We start from the raw sequence: 24,811 nt of genomic DNA, 5'->3' as shown, positions 1-24,811 counted from the left end.
CGTCCTGCCGTCCTGCCGTCCTGCCGTCCTGCCGTCCTGCCGTCCTGCCGTCCTGCCGTCCTGCCGTCCTGCCGTCCTGCCGTCCTGCCGTCCTGCCGTCCTGCCGTCCCGCCTTCCCGCCGTCCCGCCTTCCGGGTACCGGCCGTCCACGGCCGCGTCTGCAGACGCATCCGCCGGCGATTCCGTGGCCACCGCCAGGTGCGGATCCATGGCCGGCGAGGGGTTCGGTGGCGTGGGCCGGCCTAAAAGGTGGGTCGTTTCCGTCGGGTGGGCGGCGGAGGAAGCGTCCGTCGGGAGTGGGGTGTCATGTACGGAACCGTGGTGGAGGCCCATACCGAAGGACAGGTTAATTGATCTCCGCATGCCGTTAAGCGATGCTACTGCGATGTCGAGATGCGGGGTCGTGGCCAGAAGTGCGCGGAGGCATGGCAGGCTTGGGTCATGGCCGCTCAGATTTCTCCCAGCATCCTGTCCGCCGACTTCGCACGCCTTGCCGAGGAGGCCAAGGCCGTCGAGGGCGCCGACTGGCTGCACGTCGACGTCATGGACAACCATTTCGTCCCGAACCTCACCCTCGGCGTGCCCGTCGTGGAGTCCCTGAGCCGGGCCACCGACACGCCGCTCGACCTGCACCTGATGATCGAGAACCCGGACCGCTGGGCGCCGCAGTACGTCGAGGCCGGCGCCGGCTCCATCACCTTCCACGCCGAGGCCGCCGCCGCGCCCGTCCGTCTCGCGCGCGAGATCCGGGCCAAGGGCGCCCGGGCGGCCATGGCGCTCAAGCCGGCCACGCCGATCGAGCAGTACGAGGACATCCTCCCCGAGCTCGACATGCTGCTGATCATGACGGTCGAGCCGGGCTTCGGCGGCCAGGCGTTCCTGGACATCATGCTCCCCAAGATCCGCCGCACCCGGGAGCTGATCACCAAGCACGGTCTGGACATGTGGCTCCAGGTCGACGGCGGGGTTTCGGCCACGACCATCGAGCGGTGCGCGGAGGCGGGCGCCGACGTGTTCGTGGCGGGCAGCGCGGTCTACGGGGCGGTCGACCCGGCGGCTGCCGTCCGTACGCTGCGCGAGCAGGCGGACGTGGCGATCGCCGCGGCCCCCTGGGTGTGCGACCACTGAGGTCATTGGGGCTGCGGAAACAACAAAATCAAGGGTTGGTGGACGGCTCGGTGAACGGGAGCTGTCCAGGCTGATCAACGGCCGTCGGATCTGACAGGATGAACGACGAGTCGAGAGTGTGAACAGCAGTGAGGAGATCGCGGTGTCTGGTGTGTCGGCGGGACGCTCAGCCCTGCGGATGGGACCCGCGGAGCTGGTGCAGGCGGCGGCCATGGCCCGCCGCTTCTACCTGGAGGGCAAGTCCAAGATCCAGATCGCCGAGGAGTTCGGCGTGAGCCGCTTCAAGGTGGCCCGGGTCCTGGAGACCGCCCTTGAACGCGACCTCGTCCGCATCGAGATCCGGGTGCCGGCCGAGCTGGACGCGGAGCGCTCCGACGCGCTCCGCGCCCGTTACGGGCTGCGCCACGCGGTCGTCGTGGAGTCCCCGGCCGACACGGCCGACGACGCGCCCGACCCGGAGAACCTCGGTGCCGTCGCGGCCGACCTGCTCGGCGAGCTCGTCAGCGAGGGCGATGTCCTGGGGCTCGCCTGGGGCCGGTCGACCATCCACATGGCCGCCTCCCTGCGCCGCCTCCCGCAGTGCACCGTGGTCCAGCTCACCGGCGTGTACGACGCCGGCACGGCCGAGCGCGGGTCCGTGGAGGCCGTACGCCGCGCCGCCCAGGTCTCGGGCGGCGACGCGCACCCCATCTACGCCCCGATGCTGCTGCCCGACCCGGCGACCGCGGCCGCGCTGCGCAACCAGACGGGCATCGCGCGGGCCTTCGAGTACTTCGACAAGGTGACTGTCGCGGCGGTGTCCATCGGCTCCTGGGAGCCGGGCATCTCCACCGTCCACGACATGCTCACGGACGAGGAGCGGGCGCACTACGCCTCGCTCGGCGTCGCCGCCGAGATGTCCGCGCACCTCTTCGACAAGGACGGCCGGCGGGTCGGCCGCGACCTCGGCGAGCGGTGCATCACCGTCGAGGCGGACCGGCTGCGCCGGATCCCCGAGGTCGTGGCCATCGCGGGCGGGCTGCGCAAGGCCGCCGCGATCGGTGCGGTGCTGCGCTCCGGCCTGGTGACCAGCCTGGTCACCGACACGGCCGTCGCGGACTACCTGCTGACCGAGTCGGCTCCGGGCCTGCGGCCGGCGCTGGACCGGGCCGACCCGGACGAGTGAGCCGCGGTCCGGCCGCGGTGCCCGCGGTGCGCGGGTGAACGGTCCTTTTTGACACGATCGGGGCATGATTTTCCGGACCGTGCCCCGATCACTGCTGCCGCCCCCACTTCCGCGCCCGCTTCGCAGCCTCGGCCGGCTGCTGGGGGTCGCGTTGCTCTGCCTGGCGCTCGCCGCGTGCGGCGGGGCCGGCGGTGGGCCGTCCGCCGACGACGGAACGCGGGCCGGCGCGCGGGTCAGTGCGCCCGCCTGGGCCGCGGGCATGGCGACCGTACGGGCCGAGGAGCTGCCGCGGCAGGCGCGCGACGTGCTCGCGCTGATCGACGAGGGCGGGCCGTACCCGTACCGGCAGGACGGGACCGTGTTCGGGAACTTCGAGAAGGTGCTGCCGCGGCAGGAGCGCGGCTACTACCACGAGTACACGGTGAAGACGCCCGGGGAGCGCGATCGCGGGTCGCGGCGGATCGTGACCGGGCGGGGCGGGGAGTTGTACTACACCGACGACCACTACGACTCGTTCAAGGCGGTTCTTCGATGACGACGGACCCGGGTTCGCAACCACACCCCCATTCGCACCCGCATCCGCATCCGCTCGACCCTGCCTTGGCTGCCGCCGAGGCGGCGGGGTGGGCGGTCGTACGGCTCGACCTCGACGGCGTACGGACGAAGGCGCGGCTGATGGACGCGTGCGCGGAGGCGTTCCGGCTGCCCGAGTGGTTCGGGCGGAACTGGGACGCGCTGGCGGACTGCCTGAGGGACCTGTCCTGGCTGCCGGTGCCGGGGGGAGCCGGCGTGGGGCGGCTGGTGGTGGTGACGGGGTGGCGTGAGCTGGGGGAGGCGCGGCCGGGGGACTGGGGTGTGCTGCGGGAGGTGTTGGACGAGGCCAGTGCCTACTGGGGGGCCGTGGAGGGTGGGCCGGCGCTGGAGGTGGTGGTGGCCGCTGCGCGGGCGTAGTTCCCCTCCCCGCCCCTTCCCGAAACCGGGGCTCCGCCCCGGACCCGGAGCCCGACGCGGGAGCTCCGCCCGCTGCACCCCCGCGCCTCGAACGCCGACGGGGCTGGGGGGGTTGGGGAGGGAGGCTCGAACGTGGGCGGGGCTGGAGGCTGGGGGAGCAGGACTCGAACGCCGGCGGGGCCGGGAAGCGGTGAACCCCCGGCGGGAGCGGCTCGGGCCGGATCCGCCGGGGGTTCAGGGTGTGCCTACGTCCGGTTTCAGGACTTCGGGATCCACGGAGGGGTCTGGCCCCACGACCAGACCGGGATCTCGGCCGCGTCCACCGGGGGCGGGTTGGGCCCCGAGTAGATCAGGGCCATGCGGGTGCCCCACTCGATGTAGTACGCGAACACGGCGCGGAACTCCGGGTCCGTCGGGAGGCCGACCTCGTCGGCGGTGTCCATCAGCAGGTCCACCCAGCGGCGGCGCTGCCGCTCGGTGATGCCGCGGCCCAGGTGCTTGGTGGCCATGTGCTGGTGGCCGCCGTGGTGGGCCGTGTAGTCGGCCGGGCCGCCGAAGACCTCCGCCAGCCAGACCGCGACGTGCTGGGGGTGCTCCGCGTCCATGCCGGCGAAGACGGGGGCGAGGATCTCGTCCTGCAGGGCGTGGCCGTAGAAGGCCTCCGTGAGGCGGTTCATCGCCTCCTCCCCGCCCATCCACTCGTAGATGGTGGGGGTGGTGCCGGGTGTGGGGGTGGTGCTCATGACGGGGACGAGGCCTTTCCTGGGCCGGCCACGTCGGTGACGCGGTAGTGCTGCATCTCCTCGATGGCCTTCACGTACGGGCGGATCGCGTTGAAGAACGCCGGGAAGTGCTCGCCCTTGCGGAATCCGTTCAGGTGGGCGTCGACCGAGGTCCAGCGGATGCGGAGGATGTAGCGCTCGCGGTCGTTCTCCTCCTCGCAGCGCGTGAGCTCGTAGTCGATGCACTGGGGTGAGGCGGCCAGGGACTCGGCGGCCTGCCGGTACGAGTCCTCGAAGGCCTGCTGGTCGTCCAATGCGATCCGGTAGCGGATGTATTCGACGGTGGTGGTCATGCTGCCTGCCTCTCCCTGGGTCGGGACGTCTGGCGTCGGGCGTCGGTCGCGGCCAAGCCTTGCGCGATCATGCCGCGACGCGGGGCCCTTTCGTCATTCCGACCCAGACTTCTGGGAGTCGGCGTCGGCGTCGGCGTCGGGCGTCCGGTCCGGGCCCGCCTCGCGGACCTCGCGGACCTTGGCCAGGGAGTCGCGGAGCTCGGTCAGCCACTCGTCCGTGTTGCGCCCGACCAGGCGGACGCACCAGGCGAGGGCGTCGGCCCGGCTGCGGGCCACTCCGCCTTCGACCAGGGTGTCGAGGACCTGGCGTTCCGGCTGGCGCAGGCGCGTCATCACCGGGACCGCCAGGTGGGTGAACAGGATGCGGTCGTCTCCGGACTGGACGGCCCAGGCGACCTTGCGGCGGTAGAGCTCCTCCGCCTCGCCGGCCACCTCCATGCGCTGGTGGCGCGTGCGCTCGCGGAACGCCTTGACCGACTCGTTGGCCGGGAGGGTGCCGACGACCGTGATCTCCTCGCGGTCGACCGCCACCTCGACCAGGGACTCGTAGACGTCCACCGGAAGGCGGTCCGCGAACCAGGTGCGCAGCTGCTCGCTCTGCTCGGATGTAATCATGTAATCGACGTTGCATCCGAAGCATGCTTGATCGCAAGGGGTTCGCGGTCGCTCCCGCCTCCTGTTCGCTCTCAGCCCATCGGCATGCTCGGCCGCTTCCCCGTCCGGGTCACCGCCGTCAGCCCATCGAGCGGTACCGGTGGATCAGCGAGACCGCCATCGCCCCCTCGCCCACGCCCGACGCCACCCGCTTCACCGAGTGGGCCCGGACGTCGCCGGCCGCGAAGACCCCCGGGACGCTGGTCTCCAAGGGGTACGGGGCCCGCTCCAGGCTCCACTCGGCCGGGAGCTCGCCGCCGTTGGCGACCAGGTCGGAGCCGGTGAGGACGAAGCCGTACTCGTCGCGCTCGACCACGCCCGACAGCCAGTCCGTGTGCGGGCGCGCACCGATGAAGGTGAACATGAAGCGGGCCGGGACCTCGGTGTCCTCGCCGGTCGCCGCGTCGTGCAGGGTCAGCTTCTCCAGGTGCTCGCCGCCGTCCAGCCGGACCACCGTCGTGCGGACCTTCACCTCGATGTTCGGGGTGCGTTCGATCTCGTCGATCAGGTAGCGGGACATGCTCGCGTCCAGGGAGTCCGCCCGCACCAGCACCGTGACCCGGGCCGCGTACTTCGCGAAGTGGACCGCCGCCTGGCCGGCCGAGTTCGCCCCGCCCACGATGTACACGTGCTGCGAGATGCAGGCCGAGCTCTCGGTGGTGGCCGCCCCGTAGTACAGGCCGGCGCCCTCGAAGCGCTCCGCGCCCGGCGCCTGGAGGCGGTTGTACGAGACCCCGGTCGCCAGCAGCACCGTCTCGGCGCTGATCTCTGTACCGTCGGACAGCGTGAGGATCTTCGCGGGGTCGTCCCGGGTCAGGGAGACCACCTCCACCGGGTGCAGGATCTCGGCGCCGAACCGGGAGGCCTGGATGGTGGCCCGGCGCGTCAGGTCGCCGCCCGACAGGCCCGAGGGGAAGCCGAGGTAGTTCTCGATCAGGCTGGAGGTGCCGGCCTGGCCGCCCGGGGCGCGGGAGTCCAGCATCAGCGTGGACAGGCCCTCGGAGGCCGCGTACACCCCGGCCGCGAGGCCCGCCGGGCCCGCTCCGACGATGACGCACTCGTAGTGCGGGCGGGAGGCGGTGGTCGCCAGGCCGAGGCGGCGGGCGAGCTCGGTGTCGCTCGGGGCGGAGAGCACCGAGCCGTCCGGGAAGCGGACGAGGGGCAGGGTCGCGTCGGGCTGGGCCGCGATGAGGGTCAGCGCCTCCGGGTCCCGCTCGACGTTGAGGAAGCGGAACGGCTGGCCGTTGCGGGTGAAGAAGTCGCGGACGGCGTGCGTGCCGGGGGCGACGAGGTGGCCGGCGACGATGATGCCGTCGTACGCGGGGCGGTAGGTGGCGAGCCAGTCCGAGAGCAGGTCGTCCAGGACCGGGAAGAGCCGCTCGTGCGGCGGGTCCCAGGGCTTGAGCAGGTAGTAGTCCAGTCGGACCCGGTTGATGGCGGTGATGGCCGCGTCGGTCTCCGCGTACGCGGTGAGCAGCACCCGGCGGGCGTCGGGGAAGCGGCTGACGGCCTCCAGGAGGAACTCGACCCCGGTGACGTCGGGCATCCGCTGGTCGACGAGGAACAGCGCGGGGTCGTGACCGCGCTCGTCGAGGGAGTCGAGGATCTTGAGGGCGTCGGCGGCCGAGGAGGCGCCGAGGACCCGGTACCGGTCGCCGTAGGCGCTGCGCAGGTCCCGGCGGACGGCCCGCAGTACCTGCGGGTCGTCGTCCACGGCCAGGATGACCGGCTTGCGGTTCTCCGCCCGCTCGGCGGCCGCGGCGCCCGGGGCGGCTGCGGCGGTCGTCGCGGGCGGGGTGGCGGCGGCAGCGGCAGTGGCAGTGGCGGCGGCAGTGGCAGCGCCCTTGGTGCTCTCGGGGGCCGCGCTCATGCCGGGTCCAGCATCAGCTTGTCCGCGTAGCACCAGGCCCAGGCCTCGCCCGGCTCGTGCGAGGCCGCGATCGGGTGGTCGGTGGTGCGGAAGTGCCGGGTGGCGTGGCGGTTCTTGGAGGAGTCACAGCATCCGACGTGCCCGCAGCTCAGGCACATCCGCAGGTGCACCCAGCTGTCGCCGAGGGCCAGGCACTCCTCGCAGCCCTCGCTGCCCGGCTCCACCGGGCGTATCTGATCGGTGTGTGTGCACAACAGGCCCGTGGTCATCGTCCCCGTCCCTCTCCTCGTCCGCGCAGTGCTCGTCCTCCGCGCGCCCGTGATTCACGGCGCGTCCAGACCATAGGCGCCGGGTGCGTGAACGGTTCAGTGATTCGGCCGAAGTCAGGAAGTCCCGCGGCTACTTCATGACCTCCGCGGACGACTTCCTGAGGTGCCCCCGACAGGTGCGCCGCTACCTCACGAAGTCGCACACCGGCGCTTTGACGCAGCCTCCCGGGCACAAGCAGTGTGGGGTACGCCAACACAACAGGCGGCGCCTGGAGGAATCCGTGAGCAGAAAGATTCTGGTCATTGTCTCCGAACACGGTTACTGGGCGGAGGAACTGATAGGACCGGTCTCGAAGTTCGACGAGCGGGGCTACGAGGTCGTGTTCGCCACGCCGACCGGAAAGCGCGCACACGCACTTCCGCCGAGCCTCGACGCGAACTACATCGACCCCCCGCTGGGCCGCTCGGTGACCACCGAGGAGAACGCCCGGCTGGGACGGGAATTCGAGCAGTCGAGCCGGCTGGACTCGCCGCTCGACATCGAGGCGTGGGTGCCCGAGCGCCCGTACACGAGCGACGACGGCTACCTGCGCAAGCTCGAGCAGTACCACCGCGACCTGGACCGGCTCGCCGAGGACGTCGCCGACTACGACGCGATCCTCGTCGTCGGCGGCAGCGGGCCCATCGCCGACCTGGCCAACAACGAGCGCGTGCACGCGCTGATCCTGGCCTTCAAGAACGCCGACAAGGTCGTGGCGGCCGAGTGCTACGGCGTCGCCTGCCTCGCCTTCGCCCGCGACTGGGGCGACCGCGAGAGCATCATCCGCGGCAAGCACGTGACGGGCCACTGCAAGGAGTACGACTACAAGGACGGCACCGGATTCCTCGGCACCGATTTCAACATGGGCCCGCCGCCGTACCCGCTGGAATACATCCTGCGCGACGCGACCGGACCCGACGGGGCCTATCACGGGAATTTCGGCCACCCGCTGTCGGTGATCGTCGACTACCCGTTCGTGACGGGCCGCTCCACCCCCGACTCGTACCTGACGGGGCAGAAGATCGTGGAAGTCCTGGAGGACGGCCTCACCCGCTACGGCTGGTAATCCGGAAACCCTGGGGAAAGAAGGGGAATTCATGGGAGCCACTCCCGGACGGGAAAGGCTGATCGAGCAGTTCAAGGCCGACGGCCTGACGGTGATGTTCGGAAATCCGGGGACGGTGGAGCAGGGATTCCTCGACGCGGCGGACGCCGCGGAGGACTTCCGGTACGTCCTCGCCCTCCAGGAGACGGTGGCCGCCGGCATCGCCGACGGCTACGCCCGGGCCACCGGGGGTGCGGCCCTGCTCCAGCTGCACTCCGGCGTGGGCCTCGGCAACGGCGTCGGCATGCTCTACCAGTCGCTGCGCGGCCACACCCCGCTGGTCGTGGTCGCCGGCGACGCGGGGATCCGCTACGACGCCATGGACGCGCAGATGGCCTGCGACCTGGTGGCCCTGGCGAAGCCGGTGACCAAGTACGCGACCCGGGTCACCGACCCGCGGTCCGTGCTGCGCACCCTGCGCCGGGCGGTGAAGATCGCCCTGACCCCGCCGCGCGGCCCGGTGTTCGTGGCACTGCCGATGGACGTGCTGGACGAGCTCAACTCCGAGCCGGTCCTGCCCGCCACGGTGCCGCTCACGGACGTGGCGCCGTCCCCGGCCTCCGTGGGGCGCGCGGCCGAGCTGCTGGCCTCCGCCGAGCGGCCCGTGGTCCTGGTCGGCGACGGGGTCGCGCTCTCCGGGGCGCAGCGCGAGCTGGTAGCCGTCGCCGAACTGCTCGGCGCCGACGTGTACGAAGTGGACTCCTCCGAGGTCAACATCGCGGCCTCGCACCCGCTGCGCCGCGGGCAGACGGGGCACATGTTCGGCCCGCACAGCAAGGAGCTGGTCGGGGACGCGGACGGGGTGCTGATCGTGGGCACCTACGTGTTCCCGGAGGTGTTCCCCGAGCTGGACAGCCCCTTCCGGGCCGGCGCCCGGGTCGTCCACATCGACCTGAACGCCTACGAGATCGCCAAGAACCACCCGGTGGACCTCGGGCTGGCCGCCGACCCGCGGCAGGCGCTGCGCGCGCTGGCCGGCGTACTGGAGGAGCGGCTGACCCCGCGGCAGCGGGCCGCGGCGGCCGCCCGGGTGGACGCCCGCACCCGGGAGCGTGCGCTCGCTGCCCGCTCCGCCGGGGACGGGGAGGACGGCACGCCGATGGCGGTCTTCCTGCGCACCCTGGCCGAGCGGACCGGCGGGGACCTGATCGTCTTCGACGAGGCGCTGACCACCTCGCCGCTGGTCACCCGCTACCTGCCGGCGGAGCGGCCCGGCGACTACCACCTGACCCGCGGCGGCTCGCTCGGGGTGGGCTTCCCGGGCGCGGTCGGGGTCAAGCTGGCCCGGCCGGACCGGGTGGTGGTCGGCTTCGCCGGGGACGGCGGGGCGATGTACACCTACCAGGCGCTGTGGACCGCGGTGCGGCACGGCGTCGACGCCAAGTTCGTGGTCTGCAACAACCGCAAGTACCGGCTGCTGGACGACAACATCGCCCAGTACTGGCGGGAGCGGGACATCCCGCAGCACGGCTTCCCGGGCTCCTTCGACCTGTCCCACCCGGAGATCGACTTCGCCGGGCTGGCCAGGTCGCTCGGTGCCGAGGGGACGCGGGTGGAGAAGCCGGACGAGGCCGCGGCGGCCGCGGTCCGGATGCTGGAGCACCCCGGTCCGTTCCTCGTGGACGTCCAGGTCTGAGCCGGCACCCGCATCCGAGCAGAGCAGTCACGGCACCACCCCCGTACGGACAGGAGGAGACCGCATGCCCGCCGAGCGGCAGCAGCTGACCGAGGACGCGATCCGCACGTTCGCCGAGAACTGGTACGTGGCACTGGACCGGCACGTGCCGGCCGACCAGGTGCTCGCCCTGATCACCGAGGACCTGGAGTTCAAGGTCCCCGAGGACACCTTCCTCGGACACGAGGGGTTCGGCCGCTGGTACGAGGCCGTCACCCACCGGTTCTTCGACGAGGTGCACACGGTCACGAAGGTGGAGCCGGTCATCGAGGGCGACCGGGCCGTCGTCCGGGTCCTCGTGAACTGGCAGGCCAAGATCTGGGACGCGCCGGCCGCCCGCAGCACCTGGCTCGGCTTCGACGCCGACCAGACGTGGACGGTGGTGGCGGGCCCGCAGGGGCCGCTGATCAAGCAGTACACCGTCAACGAGCTGGCCGCGATGCCCGGTTCGGCCTCCCTCTGAACGCCGGCGAGCGAGGAGCGACGACGATGACCGAAGTGACACGGGAGCGGGTCGAGGCGGCCTACCGGGCCCTCGGCTCCGGTGACCGGGCGCGCATCCTGGAGTTCTACGCCGAGGACCTGCGCTGGCTCGTGCCGGGCAACCACCCGCTGGCGGGCTGGTACGAGAGCCTCGACGACTTCCTGGACCTGATGGGCCGGACCCACAAGCTCACGGGCGGCACGTTCCGGATGGAGATCGAGGCCGTCCTCACCGGCGAGGACTGCAGTGCCGACGTCTGTCGCAACACCGCCCTGCGGGACGGCGCCGACCCGGCGGCCGCATCGCCGTACGAGCGGATGGACTACCCGGTCTTCCACTTCATGCGGTGGCGGGACGGCCGGATCGTGGAGGGCCGCGACGGGCTCTTCGGGGACTCGGCGACCGCGTTCAGCCAGTTCTGGGCGTCGATGACGCCCGACGGAACCCGCAGGGACCGATAGGGGAGGGGAGCGCGATGACCACCGTGGACGAAGCAACGGAAATCCTTCGGAAGTACTACGCGTACGCCAACGCCGGGGACTGGGACCGCTGGTGCGACCTGTTCGCCGACGACCAGGTCATGGACGAGCAGCTCGCCGGGCACATCGAGGGGCTGGAGGTGCTGCGCTCGATGATGAAGGGCATGGGGACGATGTACCGCGTCTTCCAGAACCGGCCCGTGCACTTCATCGTCGACGCCGACGGGCAGAAGGCCGCGGCCGTCTCCCACCTCAGTGCCGTCAGCGCCTCCGGCGAGGCGATCGAGGCCGAGGTGATGAACTTCTTCAAGATCGCGGACGGGAAGATCGCCTACATGGCGAACTACCACGACACCGTCCCGTTCCAGGTGCTGGGCCAGGGATGAGGGGGAGACGTGACGGCCGCAGCTGAGTACGACTACGTCGTCGTCGGAGCCGGTACCGCCGGCAGCGTCCTCGCCAACCGGCTGAGCGAGGACCCCGACGTCTCCGTCCTGGTCCTGGAGGCGGGAGGCGACCGCATCCCGCCCGAGGTGGACGACCCGTCCTCCTGGTACAAGCTGCTCGGCGGGCCCGTCGACTGGGGCTACACCAGCGTCCCGCAGCCCGGGCTCGACGGCCGCCGCACCTACGAACCGCGCGGCAAGGGCCCCGGCGGCAGCAGCAACCTGTACATCATGATGCACATCCGGGGCCATGCCTCGGACTTCGACAACTGGGCCTACCAGGGCGCGGCCGGCTGGGCCCACGAGGACGTCCTGCCGTACTTCGCCCGCCTGGAGGCCCAGGAGGACGCGACCGCCGCCACCACCGGCACCACGGGCCCGCAGCGGGTCACCCACGCCGGCCGGCACCAGCCCAACCCGGTCTCGCGGGCCTTCATCGACGCCGCCGTCGAGCTCGGCCACGAGGAGATCGCCGACTTCAACACCGACGGGCCCCGCCGCGGCCTCTTCGGCACCGGCTGGCACCACATCGACGTCGCCGACGGCCGCCGCCAGGGGGCGCTCGCCGCCTGGCTGGAGCCGGCGCTGGCCCGACCCAACCTGACCCTGCGCACCGGCGCCCAGAGCACGCGGCTGCTCTTCGACGGCGACACCTGCACCGGGGTGGAGTACGTACAGCTGGCCCCGACCACGGAGATCCCCGGCCGGACCGTCCGGGACGGCCACAGCACCGCCTCCGCGCCCGGCCTGCACACCGTACGGGCCCGCCGGGAGGTGATCGTGGCGGCCGGGGCGATCGAGTCCCCCAAGCTGCTGCTGCTCTCCGGCATCGGCCACCCGGAGCGGCTGCGGGAGCACGGCATCGCCGTCACCGCGGCGGTGCCCGGCGTCGGCGAGAACTTCCACAACCACGTGCTGACCGGGCTGATGGCCGAGGTCACGCAGGAGCTGCCGGCTCCGGCGCAGAACCTGTCCGAGAGCGCGCTGTTCCTGTCGTCGCGCCCCGGGCTGCCCGCCCCGGACCTGCAGATCGCCTTCGTCCACGTCCCGTTCGACGTGATCGTCGGCAGGGACCACCCGAACACGGTGAGCATCCTGCCCGGGGTCGTCCGGCCCGTCTCGCGCGGCTGGATCCGGCTCGCCAGCGCCGACCCGCTGGCCCACCCGCTGGTCAACCCGAACTACCTGGGCGACCGGTGGGACCTGGAGCGGATGGTGCAGGGCGTCAAGGTGGCCCGGGAGATCTTCGCGACCTCCGCGTTCTCGCCCTGGTACAAGCAGGAGCTGCAGCCCGGCCCGGGCCTGGCCACCGACGACGAGCTGCGGACCTTCGTGAAGCAGAAGTCGGAGAGCTACCACCACCAGTCCGGCTCCTGCCGCATGGGCGTCGACGACCTCGCCGTCGTCGACCCGGAGCTGCGCGTGCACGGCGTGCGCAACCTGCGCGTCGTCGACGCGAGCGTGATGCCCGCGGTCCCGTCGGGCAACTGCCACACCGCGATCGCGATGATCGCCGAGCGCGCGGCGGACTTCCTCCGCGGCAGAGAGGGGTTGTCCCGTGGCTGAGGCCGTGCTGCGCGAGGGCGCGCTGAGCGGGACCCGCATCGCGGTCCTGGTGGAGAGCGACTTCTACGAGCCGGAGATCTTCTACTACCAGCGCCGGTTCGCCGAGGAGGGCGCGGAGGTCGACTTCCTGACCCGGCTGTGGGGCAACGACTCGATCACCTTCACCGGGCACGAGTACCGGGCCCCGTTCACCGCCGACCGGTCCCTGGAGGGGATCGACGACGAGGAGCTGCGCCGGTACGCGGCGGTCATCGTGCCCTCGGGCATGGTCGCCGACCGGCTCCGCTACACGGAGGACGTGGACGTCCTCGCGCCGGCGACGGACCTGCTGCGGCGGGCGTTCGACGAGCCGACCGTCCTCAAGGGGATCATCTGCCACGGCATGTGGCTGGCCTCCTCGATCCCGGGGAAGGTCCGCGGCCGCAAGGTGGTGTGCCACAACAACCTGATCGGCGACGTCCGCAACATGGGCGCCCAGTACGTCGACGAGGACGTGGTGGTCGACGGGGACCTGGTCACCGGGCGCACGGGCGCCCACCACCACCTCTTCGCCCGCCGCATCATCGACCTGCTCGCGGCCGACCGGGGGCGGAGGGCCGGCTGATGCGCCGGATGGACTGGTCGCACGTGGGCCTGAACTGCGCCGACCAGAAGGCGACCGAGGAGTTCTACACCCGGTACTTCGGCTTCAGCCGGGCCCGGGTCGTGGACCTCGGCGCGTCGCAGATCGTGTTCCTGCGCCGGGGGGACGCGTACCTGGAGCTCTTCGCCTCCGGGACCGGCCCGGCCCGTACGGCGCTGGGGGTCCCCCCAGCGGTTGCTGGGGGAGACGGGCCGCAGGAGCCGGGCCGGATGCGCCACCTGGCCTTCCAGACCGACAGCGTGGACGCGTTCCTGGCCGAGCTGGGCGACGCGGCCGAAGTGACCCTGGGACCGCTCGACTTCGACGACTTCGTCTGCGGCTGGCGGACCGTGTGGGTCCGCGACCCCGACGGGGTGATCGTCGAGGTCAGTCAGGGATTCGAGGACGACCGCTCTCACGACAAGGACGGTGCATGACATGGCGGACGCCGTGAGCTTCTCCTTCTCCGACACCATCGCGGGCTACGTCAGCCGGTTCGACAGCGCCTCCCGCCTGCTGCGCCTGAAGACCTCGGACGGCCGCGAGTTCGACGTCTCGCTGGCCTCCGGTCCCAGCGCCGAGCTGGTCCGCAACCTCGACGAGCCGTACATCGACGCCTCCGGGCACATCGACGAGATGCTCTCGCCCGGCCGGTTCCTCTTCGTCTACGGGGTCCACTACCCCGAGCACGGCGGCCGGTTCGACGCCAAGCGCCTGGTGTTCCTGGGCCGCGGCGCCGAGGACTACCGGTTCGAGGAGTCGGGCTGGTGGATCAAGCAGATCGAGTCGCTGGCCGACTTCTACAGGCGGGCCCAGTTCGGCGACGGGCCCGTCGACTTCAACGAGTACCGCACCGAGATCCGGCTCGGCGGCGACAAGACCGCCAGCCACGTCCAGGAGACCGACACGATCTCGCGGCTGGTGTACGGCATGGCCTCGGCCTACCTGCTGACCGGCAAGGACGAGTACCTGGAGGTCGCCGAGCGCGGCACCGAGTACCTGCGCAAGCACATGCGGGTCGTGGACAGCGAGGAAGACGTCGTCTACTGGTACCACGGCATCAGCGTCGACGGGGACTCCGAGAAGAAGCTGTTCACCTCGGAGTTCTCCGACGACTACGACGCGATCCCGATGTACGAGCAGATCTACGCCCTCGCCGGCCCGATCCAGACCTACCGGGTCACCGGCGACGTACGGATCAAGAGCGACGCCGACGCCACCATCCGGCTCTTCGACAAGTTCTTCCTGGACCGCGAGCAGGGCGGCTACTACTCGCACGTCGACCCGATCCTGTTCAGCCCGGACCACGAGTCCCTCGGGGAGAACGCCGAGCGCAAGAACTGGAACTCGGTCGGCGACCACGCGCCCGCGTACCTGATCAACCTGTACCTGGCGACCGGCGACCAGAAGTACGCCGACTTCCTGGAGTACACCTTCGACACCATTGCGGAGCGGTTCCCGGACTACGGGCGCAGCCCCTTCGTCCAGGAGCGCTTCTTCCGCGACTGGTCGCACGACACCGAGCACAGCTGGCAGCAGAACCGCGCGGTCGTCGGCCACAACCTGAAGATCGCCTGGAACCTGATGCGGATGAACTCGCTGAAGGCCAAGCCCGCCTACGCCGACCTCGCCCGGAAGATCGGCGACATCATGCCGGAGGTCGGCAGCGACCTGCAGCGCGGCGGCTGGTACGACGTGGTCGAGCGGATCAAGCAGGGCGACCAGGAGGCGTACCGTTTCGCCTGGCACGACCGCAAGGCCTGGTGGCAGCAGGAGCAGGCGATCCTCGCCTACCTCATCCTGCACGGGACGGTCGGCGGCGAGGCGTTCCTGCGCGAGGCCCGGCAGGCCGAGTCGTTCTACAACACCTTCTTCCTCGACCACGACGAGGGAGCCGTCTACTTCAACGTCCTCGCGAGCGGTACGCCGTACCTGCTCGGCACCGAGCGGCTCAAGGGCAGCCACTCGATGTCCATGTACCACTCGGCGGAGCTGTGCTACCTCGCCGCCGTGTACAACAACCTGCTCATCAACGGCCGGGAGATGGACTTCCACTTCAAGCCCGACCCGACCAACCTGCCCGACCGCGTGCTGCGCGTCTCTCCCGACCTGCTGCCGGCGGGCTCGGTGCGGATCGCGTCCGTCGAGATCGACGAGAAGCCGTACACGGACTTCGACGCGGACGGGCTCACGGTCCGGCTGCCCGACGTCCAGGGGCGGGTCAAGGTCAAGGTCCGGCTGCGGCCGGTGACGTCATAGCGCTCAACGGGGGGCGCCCCGACAGAAGGGGAAAGCAAGCCATGACTCTGAACGTGAAGGAACGCCGCAACAGGACGGGCACCGTGCTCGTCGCCACCGGCGAGATCAACAGCGAGACCTCGGGACAGCTGCTGGCGGCGCTCCTGCCGCTGGTCCGCCAGGGCCGGCCGCTGCGCATCGACCTCACGGCCGTCACGTACGTGTCCAGCGCGGGCCTGCGCACGCTGCTGGTCGTGTACCGCGAGGCCCAGCACGCCGGCGTCGCCGTCACCCTGTACGGGGTGAGCGAGGAAGTCCGGTTCGTCATGTCGGCCACCGGCTTCCTCGACTTCTTCGAGACGGGCGAGGCGGCCGCGGCCGAGGCCAAGGCGAAGGCCAAGGCCGGCGCCCGGGCCACGGGACGCACCCGGCCCGCGGTCGAGAGCACGGTCGCCCGATGACCGAGGTGACGTCCGAGCAGGTCCTGCGCGTCGACGCGTACCCGACCCACGAAGTGGGCGGGTACCGCGTCCGCGCGGGCAAGCCGTATCCCTTCGGGGCCAACGTGGTCCCCGGCGGGGTCAGTTTCTCCGTCTACTCCGACCAGGCCACCTCCATGACCCTGGTCATCTACAAGCGCGGAGAGCCCGAGCCGATGGCCGAACTGGAGTTCCCCGAGGAATTCCGCACCGGCAGCGTCTTCGCCATGACGGTCTTCGGCCTCGACCACGAGAACATCGAGTACGGGTACCGGGCCGACGGCCCCTACGACCCGATCACCGGCCACCGCTTCGACGCCCGCCAGGTCCTCTCCGACCCGTACGCCCGTCTGATCGCCGGCCGGGACGTGTGGGGCGTGGAGCCCGACCGCAGCCGCGACTACCAGTACCGCTCCCGGGTCTGCCTGCAGGACTTCGACTGGGGCGACGACACCCCGCTGCGGCTGCCCGCCGAGGACCTCGTCGTCTACGAGGCCCATGTGCGCGGCTTCACCCGGCACCCGTCCTCGCAGGTCACCGCCCCCGGCACGTTCGCGGGGCTGCGGGAGAAGATTGCGTACCTGAAGGAGCTCGGGATCAACTGCATCGAGCTGCTCCCGGTGTTCGAGTTCGACGAGAGCGACAACCCGCGGGCCAACCCGGAGACGGGCGAGCGGCTCTACGACTACTGGGGCTACAACACCGTCTCGTTCTTCGCGCCCAAGGCCGGCTACGCGGCCACCGGACGCTACGGGATGCAGGGCGACGAGTTCCGCACCCTGATCAAGGACCTGCACGCGGCCGGCATCGAGGTCATCCTCGACGTGGTCTTCAACCACACCGCCGAGGGCAACGAGCAGGGCCCGACGATCTCCTTCAAGGGCCTCGACAACGCCACGTACTACATGCTCACGCCGGAGGGGTACTACTTCAACTTCAGCGGCACGGGCAACACCGTCAACTGCAACCACCCGGTCGTGCGGAACTTCGTCCTCGACTGCCTGCGCCACTGGGTGGCCGACTACCACATCGACGGCTTCCGCTTCGACCTCGCGGCCATCCTCGGCCGGTCCCCGGACGGCACGCCGCTGCCCAACCCGCCGCTGCTGGAACTGCTCGCCTACGACCCGGTGCTGCGGCACACCAAGCTCATCGCCGAGGCCTGGGACGCCGGCGGCCTCTACGAGGTCGGCAACTTCCCGGCGTACGGACGCTGGGCGGAGTGGAACGGCAAGTACCGCGACACCGTGCGCCGCTTCCTCAAGGGCGACCCCGGGGTCGCCGGGGAGCTGGCCACCCGGCTCGCCGGCTCGCCGGACCTGTACTCCGGCCGCGGCACCTCCGCCTCGGTCAACTTCCTCACCGCCCACGACGGGTTCACCCTGGCCGACCTCGTCTCGTACAACGACAAGCACAACGAGGCCAACGGCGAGGGCAACAACGACGGGGCGAACGACAACAACAGCTGGAACTGCGGGGCGGAGGGACCCACCGACGACCCCGCGGTGAACGCGCTGCGGCTGCGCCAGACGAAGAACGCGATGGCCATGCTCTTCACCAGCCAGGGCATCCCGATGCTGCTGGCCGGCGACGAGGTGGGCCGCACCCAGCAGGGCAACAACAACACCTACTGCCAGGACAACGAACTCTCCTGGTTCGACTGGGACCAGGTCGACGAGAGCGCCGAACTGCTCCGCTTCACCCGGGAGATGATCGCCTTCCGGGGACGTCACCGGGAGCTGCGCTCCACCTCCCACCCCACCGGGCAGATCCGCGAGGAGCTGGGCCTGCCGGACATCAGCTGGCACGGCGCGCGGGCCTGGCAGCCCGACTGGTCGGGCGAGAGCCGGATGCTGGCGGTGGCCCGCTGCGGCGTCGGGGACGACGACGTGGTCTACGTGGCCATGAACTCCCACTGGGAGGCGCACGACCTGGAGCTGCCGGCGCTGCCCCACGGGCGCAGCTGGCACCTGTTCGCGGACACCGGGGCCGAGGCCCCGCACGACATCCGCACCCCGGGCTCGGAGCCCGAGCTGGAGAACGCCGGGAAGTACCTGATCGGCCCGCGCTCGGTGGTGATCCTGGTCGGCCGCACGCCCGACCCGGACCGCGCGCTCTAGCCGCGTCCCCGCCGCGGGGCGCCGCCCCGCGGCGGGATCCGACCGCACCCTCACGACCCGTACGGCCGAAGGAGACCTGACATGCCGCTTTCCGTGTCCCTGAGCATCGAGGGCGACACCACCGTGATCGAGCTGGCGGGCGAGCTGGACGCCAAGACCGCGCCGGAGTTCCACCAGACCATCGAGAAGGCCGCCGGGCACGGCACGGCCACGGTCGAGATCAGGATGGCGGGGGTCGGCTACATGGCCAGCGCCGGTCTGCGGTCCCTGGTCTTCGCCCAGCAGAAGGTCGCGGACCACGTGACCATCAAGGTGGTCGGCGCGATCGAGCCCGTCTCCCGGACCATCCGGACGGCCGGGCTGGACCGCAGCATCGTCCTCTCCGACGAGTGAGCCACACGGGAGAGACGGTCGACGTGGCGACGACGCCCGCCGAACTGGAGGTGCCCGCCGAGCTGGGGGCGCTGGGCGAGATCGCCGCGTTCGTCCTGGGGCTGGCCGCCCGGGCGGGCCTGGACAAGCGGGCCGCGTACCGGATCCGGCTGGCCGTGGACGAGCTGGCCACGAACATCGTGATGCACGGGTACCGGGGCGGCGGCGGGCGGATCACCGTCCGCGGCCGCCCCGGCCCCGGCCGGGTGCAGATCGTCCTGATGGACGGCGCGCCCGCCTTCGACCCCGTCGCGGGGCGCGTGCCGCCCGCCCCCGGGACTCCCCCCGAGCGCCGGCGGATCGGCGGACTCGGCATCCACCTGGCCCTGACCAGCGTGGACGAGTTCGGCTACGCACGCAGGGACGGCCGCAACATCAGCACGCTGACCGTCACAGCCGAGGGGACGGACCGATGCCCTCCACCACCGTGATCATCCTCGACGAGTACCCGCCGCCCCCGGGTGACCTGCTCCACGCGCTGCGCCTGATGGACGCGGAGCTGGTCGGACTCACCCTGCGCGAGCTGCTCGGCGGCCCGTCGGACGCGCTGCCCGTCGCCGACGTGCTGCTCGCCCCGGCGGAGACCGAGGGGGAGGCCGTACGCCTGGCCGTACGCCGGCTGCGCGGCTGGGCCGGGGCGCCGATCGTCGTCGTCTGGACGGTGACCGGGTTCGCCGCCCTGGAGCAGCACGTCCGGCTCGGCCACGACTACCTCGTCCCCCCGTTCCTGCCCGCCCTGGTGGGGGCCCGGCTGCACAGCTGCTCGGAGCGCGCCGGACTCGGCCGCACCCTGCGCGAGGCCGACGCCCGGGCCGAGCTGATGGGCTATGAGAAGGAGCTGGAGATCGGCCGCGAGATCCAGGCCGGCTTCCTGCCGGACGCCCTGCCGGTTCCCGAGGGCTGGGAGATCGACGTCCGGTTCCGGCCCGCCCGGCAGGTCGCGGGGGACTTCTACGACGTCTTCGAGATATCCCGTGGCCGCCGACTCGCCGTCGTCGTCGCCGACGTCTGCGACAAGGGGGTCGGGGCGGCGCTCTTCATGGCCCTGATCCGTTCCCTGCTGCGGCACACCGCGGAGAACAGCGGACTCCAGCACCTGGTGGCCGCAGGACGCTCGGGCGGCAGCCGCCGCATCCCGGTCGTCGGCGCCACGCCGCTGCTCAACGCGGTCACCGCCACCAACGGGTACCTGACGCGCAACCACCTCAGGCAGGGCTACTTCGCCACCCTGTTCTTCGGTGTGCTCGACCCGCTGACCGGCAGCCTCGTCTACATCAACGGCGGCCACAACCCGCCGCTGCTGCTGCGTGCCGACGGCGGGGAACCGCTCGCGCTGGAGGTCACCGGGCCGGCCGTCGGGGTGCTGCCCGACTGCGTGTTCACGCTCGGCTACGCCCAGGTGAACCACGGGGACACGCTGTTCGTGTTCACCGACGGAGTGCCGGAGGCCCGTTGCCCCGACGGCACGTTCCTCGGGGACGCGCGGATGCTGGAGCTGCTCGCCGGCCCCCCGGGGAGCGGCAGTGAGGTGGTCGACCGGATGGACGCGGCCGTACGCGAGCACACCGGCACAGCCGAACAGCACGACGACGTGACCATGCTGGCCCTGCACCGGCCACGTGCGGCGCGGGGGCCGCACGGCGGCCCGGCCGTGGCCGTGGCCGTGGCGGACCGTCGTGCCCCGGCCCGTACGGCGGTGGCCTGATGGCCCGGACCATCGTGGTGCACTCGCACCGCGGCGGCACCGGGAAGTCCTCGGTCCTGGCGAACCTGGCCCTGCTGCTGGCGGGCGAGGGACGCCGGGTGGGGGTGGTCGACACCGACATCCAGTCGCCCACCCTCGACCTGCTCTTCCGGCTCGGCCCGGGTCCCTCCCTGGCCGACTACCTGCTCGGGCGGTGCGAGATCGAGGCGGCCGCGCGGCGGGCGGGCCCGCGCGGGCCGTACGTCGTGCCGGCCCGGACCGGGACGGCGGCGCTGCGCGAGCTCATGGCGAGCGGGTACGACGTCGGGCTGCTGCCGGAGGGCTTCGACCGGCTCGCGGACCACTACGGTCTGGACGTCCTGCTGCTCGACACCCATGCAGGGCTGAACAACGAGTCGGTGGCCGCCATGGCGAGCGCCGACGTACTGATGATCATGGCAAGGGCGGACCGCATCGACCTGATGGGGGTGGAGGAGACGATCGCCCTCGCCGGGCGGCTCGCCTGCCGCCGCGCACTTGTCGTGAGCATGGCCCCAGTTGGGATCGACCGGGACGAGGCCCGCCGCCGGGCCGAGGAGGTGTACGGAGCCCCCCTGGCCGGAATCCTCCCGTACGTCCCGGAAATGGCGGCCCTGTACGGCGAACGCATATTCGCCGAAGCCCATCCCGACCACCCCCTGGTCGGTGAATTCCGCACCATCATCTCCGCGTTGGACGCACGTGACGAAGTATCCCGCGCCTGACGCTCCCCCCTTACGCCCTCCGCGAGCGGCGTGTTGAATCGGCAGCGATTCCTGAACAAGGAGAAAGAAGTCATGAAGATTCTTGTCGTCATGACGGCCAAGGCAACCCTCCACCTGCTGGACGGAGAAGAACACCCCTCGGGATTCTGGGCCGAGGAATTCGTGGTCCCCTACAGCCAGTTCACCGGCGCGGGCCACACCGTGGACGTCGCGACCGTCGGCGGCCGGACCCCCACTGTGGACGAGACCAGCATCGACCCCCAGTTCCTCCAGTGGGTCCGCCCCCAGGGCTCGCCCGACGAGGACGCGGCCAACGCCGCCGAGTACGTCAGAGTCATCGGGAACACCCCCCAGCTCAAGAGCCCCCTCGCCGTGGAGTCCCTGACCGAGCAGGACGTCGCCGGCTACGACGGCCTGTACGTCAGCGGCGGCCACGGCGCCATCGGAGACCTCCCCAAGTCCGACGCCCTCGCGCAGGTCCTGCGCTGGGCCATCGCCCAGGACAAGCCGATCGCCACCGTCTGCCACGGCCACACCGCGCTGCTCGCCCTGCGCGACGGCGAGGGCCGCTGGCCCTTCGAGGGCTACCGGATGACCGCCTTCTCGCACAGCGAGGAACTGGTCACCAGCATGGCCGGCCGGCTCCCGCTGATCCTGGAGGCCGAGCTGACCCGGCTCGGCGCCCGCTACGAGAAGGCCGACGTGATCTGGGACTCCCACGTCGTCGTCGACCGCAAGCTCACCACCGGCCAGAACCCGTACTCATCGAAGGCCCTCGCCGAGACGTTCCTGCAACAGCTCGCGAAGAGCTAGCACCCCCGCACCCCCGACACCGGAAGGCTTCAGCCATGACCAGGCGCGCGCTCAGCGACCAGCCCTTGGCCAACCCCGGGAAGCTGTTCATCGGCGGCAAGTGGGTACCGGCGCAGGACGGCCGGACCGAGCCGGACATCAGCCCCGTGGACGGCCAGGAGATCGTACCGGTGGCCCAGGCCGCCACCGCCGACGCGGACGCGGCCGTGACCGCCGCCCGCACGGCGTACGAGGAGGGTCCCTGGAGCAGACTGTCCGCCCAGGAGCGCGCCCTGCGGCTGAACCGGGTCGGGGAGCTCATCGAACGCGACCTGGAGGAGATCGCCCTGCTGGAGACGGTGGACATGGGCAAGCCGTTCGCCTTCTCCAGCACGGTCGACGCCCCCATGGCCGCCCAGCTGATGCACTACTACGCCGGCGCCGTCACCCGCGTCGACGGCTCCTCCCGCGCCCCGGCCGGCGGCCAGCTGGCCTACACCCTGCGCGAGCCGCTCGGCGTGGTCTGCGCCATCACCCCCTTCAACTTCCCGCTGCTGCTGTCGATGACGAAGATCGCACCGGCCCTCGCGGCGGGGAACACGGTCGTCCACAAGCCCTCCCCGGCCACCCCGCTCACCGCCCTGAAGATCGCGGAACTCTTCCAGGAGGCGGAGATCCCGGACGGCGTCCTCAACGTGATCACCGGTCCCGGAGTGGAACTCGGCGAGACCCTCACCGACCACCCCGGCATCGACAAGATCGCCTTCACCGGCTCCACCGCCGTCGGCCAGTCGATCATCCGCAAGTCCGCCGGAACCCTGAAGAAGGTCACGATGGAGCTCGGCGGCAAGTCCGCCAACATCGTCTTCGCCGACGCCGACCTCGACGCCGCCGAGGAACTCGCCTTCTTCGGCATCTACTACAACAAGGGCGAGATCTGCACGGCCGGCTCCCGGCTGCTGCTCCAGCGCCCGATCCACGACGAACTCGTCGAACGCCTGGTCCGCCGGGCCGCCGCCCTCAAGCCCGGCGACCCGCGCGACCCGGAGACCCTCTTCGGCCCGCTGGCCCACCGCGGCCAGTTCGAGAAGGTCAGCTCCTACATCGAGATCGGCGAGAAGGAAGGCGCCGTCCTGCGCACCGGCGGCACCGGCTGGACCCCCGAGGGCGCCTCCAGCCAGGGCCTGTACTTCCTGCCGACCGTCTTCACCGGCGTCGACAACGGCATGCGCATCGCCCAGGAGGAGATCTTCGGCCCGGTCCTGTCGATCATCCCCTTCGACACCGAGGAAGACGCCATCCGCATCGCCAACGACAGCGCCTACGGGCTCGCCGCCGGCGTCCACACCAAGGACCTGCGACGTGCGCACCGGGTCGCCTCCCAGATCAAGGCCGGCACGGTCTGGGTCAACTGCTACAACCAGTACGACCCCTCGGTGCCCTACGGCGGCTACAAGGCCTCCGGCTACGGGCGCGAGTGCGGACCCGAATCCCTCGAGAGCTACACCCAGACCAAGTCGGTCTGGATCGGCATGGACTGACGGCCCGACGGCCCGACGGCCACGGCGGCCCGGCCGCCGCCACCACGGCAACCACGGCCCACGACGAGGAGCGGCACATGCGCACAGGCATCATCGGCACCGGGCGGATCGGCTCCGTCCTGGCACGCATCCTGGTGGCCGCCGGCCACGAGGTCGTGCTGGCGAACGCCCGCGGCCCGCAGTCCGTCGGCCCCCTACTGGCCGAACTGGGCCCGGCGGCCACGGCGGCGCACCCCGCCGAGGCCGCCGAACGGGCCGACCTCCTGGTGCTGATGCTGCCCCACGCCGCCGTCCGTGGACTGCTCCCGCCGGACTCCCTGCGCGACCGGCTCCTGGTGGACGCCACCAACGCGTTCAGCGGCCCGGGCACCCCCGCCGACCTCGGCGGGCGCACCTCCAGCGAACTCGTCGCCGAGTGGTACCCCGGCGCCCGGGTCGTGAAGTCCCTGAACACCATGCATTACGAAACGCTCGCCGTGGCCGGCACCGCCCAGGGCGAGCGCCTGGCCCATTTCACGGCGGGCGACGACGGAAAAGCGAAGGAAATCGTCGCGGGAATCATCACGGACCTCGGATTCGCCGCCGTCGACACCGGCCCGCTGCACTCCGGAGGAATTCTCCAGCAGCCCGGCGGGCCACTTTTCAACCGGCCGCTCACGGAAGCGCAGGCGCTGGCATGGATCTCTCACTGAACGTGAACGGAAGACCCGAGCGGTTCTCGGCCCCACCGACCGAACTGCTCGTGGAACGGCTCCGGGACGGCCTCGGCCTCACCGGCACCAAGGTCGGCTGCGACACCGGGCAGTGCGGCTCCTGCGTCGTCCGCCTCGACGGCCGGTCCGTCAAGAGCTGCCTGGTCCTCACCGCGGCGGCCGCCGGCTCCTCGGTGACCACCATCGAGGGCGTCGCCGCGGAGGACGGCGGGCTCACCGGCCTGCAGGAGGCGCTGCGCGAGGAGCACGGGACCCAGTGCGGGTTCTGCACCCCCGGCATGGTCATGGCCCTCGGCGAGCTCGTCGAGACCGTGCTCACCAACGACGCCGCCGACCGCGCGGCCCCGACCGAGCCCGAGATCCGCGAGTGGCTCACCGGCAACCTGTGCCGCTGCACCGGCTACCACAGCGTCGTACGGGGCGTGCAGCGCGCCTGCGCCGCCGCCCGGGCCGAGGTCCCCGAGGGCCTCCGGGAGAGCGCGGCCGTGCCCGCCACCGCGTCCGGACAGGAGGGGTGAG

The 24,811-nt window shown here is 71.3% G+C and carries 28 protein-coding genes; 23 read left to right on the top strand and 5 right to left on the bottom strand.

Going from position 1 to position 24,811, the window contains the following annotated elements:
- Window positions 1–441 precede the first annotated feature (441 nt).
- From rpe to ACZ4VL_RS27915, 4 genes are all read left to right on the top strand, one after another.
- On the top strand, window positions 442–1,128 hold the full coding sequence (gene rpe / locus ACZ4VL_RS27930) for a ribulose-phosphate 3-epimerase (RefSeq protein WP_468205082.1): 687 nt from the start codon (window positions 442–444) through the stop codon (window positions 1,126–1,128).
- A gap of 118 nt (window positions 1,129–1,246) precedes the next feature.
- The gene (locus ACZ4VL_RS27925; protein WP_361091468.1) at window positions 1,247–2,293 is read left to right on the top strand and encodes a sugar-binding transcriptional regulator; all 1,047 of its coding nucleotides are present in this window, start codon (window positions 1,247–1,249) and stop codon (window positions 2,291–2,293) included.
- Window positions 2,294–2,357: 64 nt separating this feature from the next.
- The gene (locus tag ACZ4VL_RS27920; protein WP_468205079.1) at window positions 2,358–2,828 is read left to right on the top strand and encodes a guanyl-specific ribonuclease; all 471 of its coding nucleotides are present in this window, start codon (window positions 2,358–2,360) and stop codon (window positions 2,826–2,828) included.
- A gap of 65 nt (window positions 2,829–2,893) precedes the next feature.
- A complete protein-coding gene (locus ACZ4VL_RS27915) occupies window positions 2,894–3,244 on the top strand; it encodes a barstar family protein (protein ID WP_468205077.1) in 351 nt (116 codons plus the stop codon).
- A 257-nt stretch (window positions 3,245–3,501) separates the two neighbouring features.
- Here the strand turns inward: ACZ4VL_RS27915 and ACZ4VL_RS27910 are convergent, their stop codons facing one another.
- The 5 genes from ACZ4VL_RS27910 to ACZ4VL_RS27890 form a co-directional block, all read right to left on the bottom strand.
- Window positions 3,502–3,987, bottom strand: a complete 486-nt coding sequence (locus ACZ4VL_RS27910; protein WP_468205075.1) for a group II truncated hemoglobin — start codon at window positions 3,985–3,987, stop codon at window positions 3,502–3,504.
- Window positions 3,984–4,319, bottom strand: a complete 336-nt coding sequence (locus ACZ4VL_RS27905) for a putative quinol monooxygenase (RefSeq protein WP_468205073.1) — start codon at window positions 4,317–4,319, stop codon at window positions 3,984–3,986. Before ACZ4VL_RS27905 ends, ACZ4VL_RS27910 begins: the two co-directional genes overlap by 4 nt.
- Window positions 4,320–4,412: 93 nt before the next feature.
- Entirely contained in the window at window positions 4,413–4,934 is a 522-nt protein-coding gene (locus ACZ4VL_RS27900) for a hypothetical protein (RefSeq protein WP_468205072.1), read from the bottom strand.
- A gap of 118 nt (window positions 4,935–5,052) precedes the next feature.
- Window positions 5,053–6,843 (bottom strand): FAD-dependent oxidoreductase, encoded by a 1,791-nt coding sequence (locus tag ACZ4VL_RS27895; RefSeq protein ID WP_468205070.1) that lies wholly within the window; start codon window positions 6,841–6,843, stop codon window positions 5,053–5,055.
- The gene (locus tag ACZ4VL_RS27890) at window positions 6,840–7,112 is read right to left on the bottom strand and encodes a UBP-type zinc finger domain-containing protein (protein WP_361091446.1); all 273 of its coding nucleotides are present in this window, start codon (window positions 7,110–7,112) and stop codon (window positions 6,840–6,842) included. Before ACZ4VL_RS27890 ends, ACZ4VL_RS27895 begins: the two co-directional genes overlap by 4 nt.
- 281 nt (window positions 7,113–7,393) lie before the next feature.
- On the opposite strand from ACZ4VL_RS27890, the gene ACZ4VL_RS27885 reads away from it, so the two are divergent.
- The 19 genes from ACZ4VL_RS27885 (at window position 7,394) to ACZ4VL_RS27795 (ending at window position 24,810) form a co-directional block, all read left to right on the top strand.
- Window positions 7,394–8,218, top strand: coding sequence for a type 1 glutamine amidotransferase domain-containing protein (locus tag ACZ4VL_RS27885; RefSeq protein ID WP_468205068.1), 825 nt, complete (start codon window positions 7,394–7,396; stop codon window positions 8,216–8,218).
- Window positions 8,219–8,249: 31 nt separating this feature from the next.
- The gene (locus tag ACZ4VL_RS27880; RefSeq protein ID WP_468205066.1) at window positions 8,250–9,893 is read left to right on the top strand and encodes a thiamine pyrophosphate-binding protein; all 1,644 of its coding nucleotides are present in this window, start codon (window positions 8,250–8,252) and stop codon (window positions 9,891–9,893) included.
- 64 nt (window positions 9,894–9,957) lie between these two features.
- A complete protein-coding gene (locus ACZ4VL_RS27875) occupies window positions 9,958–10,395 on the top strand; it encodes a nuclear transport factor 2 family protein (protein WP_468205064.1) in 438 nt (145 codons plus the stop codon).
- 26 nt (window positions 10,396–10,421) lie between these two features.
- Window positions 10,422–10,877 carry a nuclear transport factor 2 family protein gene (locus tag ACZ4VL_RS27870; protein ID WP_468205062.1) on the top strand — a complete coding sequence of 152 codons (456 nt, stop codon included), beginning with the start codon at window positions 10,422–10,424 and terminating at the stop codon, window positions 10,875–10,877.
- A gap of 14 nt (window positions 10,878–10,891) precedes the next feature.
- On the top strand, window positions 10,892–11,281 hold the full coding sequence (locus ACZ4VL_RS27865; protein ID WP_468205061.1) for a nuclear transport factor 2 family protein: 390 nt from the start codon (window positions 10,892–10,894) through the stop codon (window positions 11,279–11,281).
- 9 nt (window positions 11,282–11,290) lie between these two features.
- The gene (locus ACZ4VL_RS27860; RefSeq protein WP_468205059.1) at window positions 11,291–12,907 is read left to right on the top strand and encodes a GMC family oxidoreductase; all 1,617 of its coding nucleotides are present in this window, start codon (window positions 11,291–11,293) and stop codon (window positions 12,905–12,907) included.
- A complete protein-coding gene (locus ACZ4VL_RS27855) occupies window positions 12,900–13,511 on the top strand; it encodes a DJ-1/PfpI family protein (protein ID WP_361091425.1) in 612 nt (203 codons plus the stop codon). Before ACZ4VL_RS27860 ends, ACZ4VL_RS27855 begins: the two co-directional genes overlap by 8 nt.
- Entirely contained in the window at window positions 13,511–13,966 is a 456-nt protein-coding gene (locus ACZ4VL_RS27850; RefSeq protein WP_468205056.1) for a VOC family protein, read from the top strand. The genes ACZ4VL_RS27855 and ACZ4VL_RS27850 overlap by 1 nt, the downstream gene beginning before the upstream one ends.
- A gap of 1 nt (window position 13,967) precedes the next feature.
- Complete coding sequence (locus tag ACZ4VL_RS27845) at window positions 13,968–15,788, top strand: AGE family epimerase/isomerase (protein ID WP_468205055.1); 1,821 nt, start codon at window positions 13,968–13,970, stop codon at window positions 15,786–15,788.
- A 41-nt stretch (window positions 15,789–15,829) separates the two neighbouring features.
- Window positions 15,830–16,228: an STAS domain-containing protein gene (locus ACZ4VL_RS27840; protein WP_468205053.1), complete on the top strand. Its 399-nt coding sequence runs from the start codon at window positions 15,830–15,832 to the stop codon at window positions 16,226–16,228.
- A complete protein-coding gene (glgX, locus tag ACZ4VL_RS27835) occupies window positions 16,225–18,366 on the top strand; it encodes a glycogen debranching protein GlgX (RefSeq protein WP_468205051.1) in 2,142 nt (713 codons plus the stop codon). Before ACZ4VL_RS27840 ends, glgX begins: the two co-directional genes overlap by 4 nt.
- An 81-nt stretch (window positions 18,367–18,447) precedes the next feature.
- Entirely contained in the window at window positions 18,448–18,759 is a 312-nt protein-coding gene (locus ACZ4VL_RS27830) for an STAS domain-containing protein (RefSeq protein WP_361091410.1), read from the top strand.
- Window positions 18,756–19,229 carry an ATP-binding protein gene (locus ACZ4VL_RS27825; RefSeq protein WP_468205049.1) on the top strand — a complete coding sequence of 158 codons (474 nt, stop codon included), beginning with the start codon at window positions 18,756–18,758 and terminating at the stop codon, window positions 19,227–19,229. Before ACZ4VL_RS27830 ends, ACZ4VL_RS27825 begins: the two co-directional genes overlap by 4 nt.
- The gene (locus ACZ4VL_RS27820; protein ID WP_468205047.1) at window positions 19,211–20,503 is read left to right on the top strand and encodes a PP2C family protein-serine/threonine phosphatase; all 1,293 of its coding nucleotides are present in this window, start codon (window positions 19,211–19,213) and stop codon (window positions 20,501–20,503) included. The genes ACZ4VL_RS27825 and ACZ4VL_RS27820 overlap by 19 nt, the downstream gene beginning before the upstream one ends.
- Window positions 20,503–21,246 (top strand): AAA family ATPase, encoded by a 744-nt coding sequence (locus ACZ4VL_RS27815; RefSeq protein ID WP_404238642.1) that lies wholly within the window; start codon window positions 20,503–20,505, stop codon window positions 21,244–21,246. Before ACZ4VL_RS27820 ends, ACZ4VL_RS27815 begins: the two co-directional genes overlap by 1 nt.
- Window positions 21,247–21,318: 72 nt before the next feature.
- Window positions 21,319–22,059 (top strand): type 1 glutamine amidotransferase domain-containing protein, encoded by a 741-nt coding sequence (locus ACZ4VL_RS27810; protein ID WP_468205045.1) that lies wholly within the window; start codon window positions 21,319–21,321, stop codon window positions 22,057–22,059.
- A gap of 35 nt (window positions 22,060–22,094) precedes the next feature.
- Window positions 22,095–23,579, top strand: coding sequence for an aldehyde dehydrogenase family protein (locus tag ACZ4VL_RS27805; RefSeq protein ID WP_468205043.1), 1,485 nt, complete (start codon window positions 22,095–22,097; stop codon window positions 23,577–23,579).
- On the top strand, window positions 23,516–24,271 hold the full coding sequence (locus tag ACZ4VL_RS27800; RefSeq protein ID WP_468205041.1) for an NADPH-dependent F420 reductase: 756 nt from the start codon (window positions 23,516–23,518) through the stop codon (window positions 24,269–24,271). The genes ACZ4VL_RS27805 and ACZ4VL_RS27800 overlap by 64 nt, the downstream gene beginning before the upstream one ends.
- Window positions 24,256–24,810: a (2Fe-2S)-binding protein gene (locus ACZ4VL_RS27795; protein WP_468205039.1), complete on the top strand. Its 555-nt coding sequence runs from the start codon at window positions 24,256–24,258 to the stop codon at window positions 24,808–24,810. The genes ACZ4VL_RS27800 and ACZ4VL_RS27795 overlap by 16 nt, the downstream gene beginning before the upstream one ends.
- Window position 24,811: the final 1 nt, after the last annotated feature.

Source organism: Streptomyces sp. NPDC029014 (assembly GCF_055564695.1).
This window is presented reverse-complemented; position numbering and strand designations above follow the sequence as displayed.